This window comes from Microcystis sp. M53603_WE2, assembly GCF_030065435.1.
In genome coordinates, this window is sequence record NZ_JASJFF010000061.1 from 1 (window position 1) to 2,147 (window position 2,147).

The window sequence follows — 2,147 nt, forward strand, 5'->3', positions numbered from 1 at the left end:
AAATCCTTATCTGGCAAGAGACTTAATTGATTAGTTCGCTCTAGAGCAAAAACAATTGACAAAAATCGCTAAATGCCTTTCTCTATAAGGGTTCCATCCCTTATAACCCCCGTCCATTGCATAACAATTACCGAAGAGCCGGAAAAAAGAAGAACCCCTCAATTTCGAGGAAACTTTTCAAGAATTAGAAAGATTAGTCAAGGACTATAACCAGTTAATCAGATTTCTCACCGACCATAAGGATGAATACCGGCGGTTTTTTCTGGAACTGACCGAGGAAATCAAGGAGGCAGTGGCGGTTAAATGCCAGAAATTGGCAGAAACAGAGCGAAAACGCCAATCTTTGGAGAATAGCATCGGCTCGGCTGAACTGCGAGATACCCTGAGACTACAGAAACAGCAGATTTTCCGCACCGTGATTCTCGTTGGTCGCGCCAGCTTGCTCATGCTCAAGAAAATCGACCTAATCAGCGAAAGTATCCAGAAATTAGCTGAAGATCAGGATACACAAACACAAGTTTTCTCGAAAATGATCGGCGAGTTGAACGGGTACAAACAAGTGTATCAGTTGCAGCTGGAGTTAGATAGTCTGGAACAAGAAGCGATCGAAATGGCCAAAGTAGCCATTAATCTAGAACAATACCTAAAACCAATTATCGGACAGTTTCAAGGCTTAATCGAGCGAGTAGTGACCATTGACGGGGAACTTTCCCGCAGTGTCAGCGAGGTGGAATCCCTCGTCCAGAACATTCTCAGTTCCGAATCGGCGGTATCTTTCCGCAAAAACGAGAATCTATCGGCTAGTTTGCTCAATTTCCTCGTCACCAGCGAAGAAAAGCGCGGCCGTTTAGCGATCGCATTAGAGCGAGCCGAGCAGGAAGGATGGCAATGGACGGAAGTGGAAATCCCCGATGAGGAAATCGAACTGGAAACCGCCATTCAACGCATCAACAACCATGTAATCGAGAGAGTTGGGAATTTTAGCACCTCCGTCGTCGGTGACTCTCCTATTCCTCCCCTTCCTCAACCAGAGACACCCCTAGACAATAAAACTCCTTCTTCTTCATCAGATTGGATGATTCCATCTAAATCTGCTCAACCAGAGACAGCACTAGGCAATAAAACTTCATTTACCGAAAACCTACCCAATGGGATAACACTGGAGATGGTGAACTTACCAGCAGGTGAATTTCTCATGGGATCTCCTGACAGTGATTCTGATGCTTCCGATGATGAAAAGCCTCCACACCAAGTTAAAGTCAACAGTTTTGCGATTGGGAAATATCCAGTCACTCAGGCACAATATCAAGCAGTAATGGGAAACAATCCCTCTTATTTTAAAAATAATCCACAAAATCCGGTAGAACAGGTTAGTTGGAATGATGCTCAAGCTTTTTGTCAGAAATTGAGTCAAATAACTGGCAAAACCTATCGCCTCCCCACAGAAGCGGAATGGGAATATACCTGTCGTGCGGGGACTACTACTCGCTATTATTTCGGTGATGATGCTAATCAGCTAGGAGATTACGCTTGGTAAGCTAAACGGCTTTTACTTCGGATCACCGATATAGACTCCAAAAGGGTTATAGCTGTTGGATCATGCAGGTTAAGCGCCGTTTAGCTTATGACGGAAATTCTCAGGATAAAACTCATCCTGTGGGTCAGAAAAGGCCCAATGCTTGGGGACTCTATGACATGAGTGGCAATGTTTGGGAGTGGTGCGAAGACGATTGGCACGATAACTATATCGGAGCGCCGACGGATGGATCGGCGTGGTTTATCAAGAATGATAATCGTTCTCAGCCTACTAAGTGTCTGCGCGGCGGTTCTTGGGACTTCAACCCTAATCACTGTCGTTCTGCCGACCGCATCAGGGACAGCCCCGGCAACGACGACTACGGCATCGGTTTTCGGGTTGCGTGTGTCTCCCCAGGACTTTAACCCTTTGTTCTTTTGCTCTTTTGCCCTTTGTCTCCCGCCTAAGGGCGGGTCGATTTTTTTTTTTGAGCCGTAGGTTGGGTTGAGGAACGAAACCCAACCCAATTATTTAAAAGTGTTGGGTTTCACTATCGTTCAACCCAACCTACGATCTACTGATTATTTATTCCCCTTTTTGCATGAGTGCATGAGCAGAAAACGGGTTTCTC

General features: G+C 45.6%; 1 pseudogene. It reads left to right on the forward strand.

Annotated elements, in window-relative coordinates:
• Positions 1-217: 217 nt before the first annotated feature.
• Positions 218-1,941: pseudogene (locus tag PX481_RS01450) on the forward strand (formylglycine-generating enzyme family protein).
• The last annotated feature ends 206 nt before the right edge of the window (positions 1,942-2,147 follow it).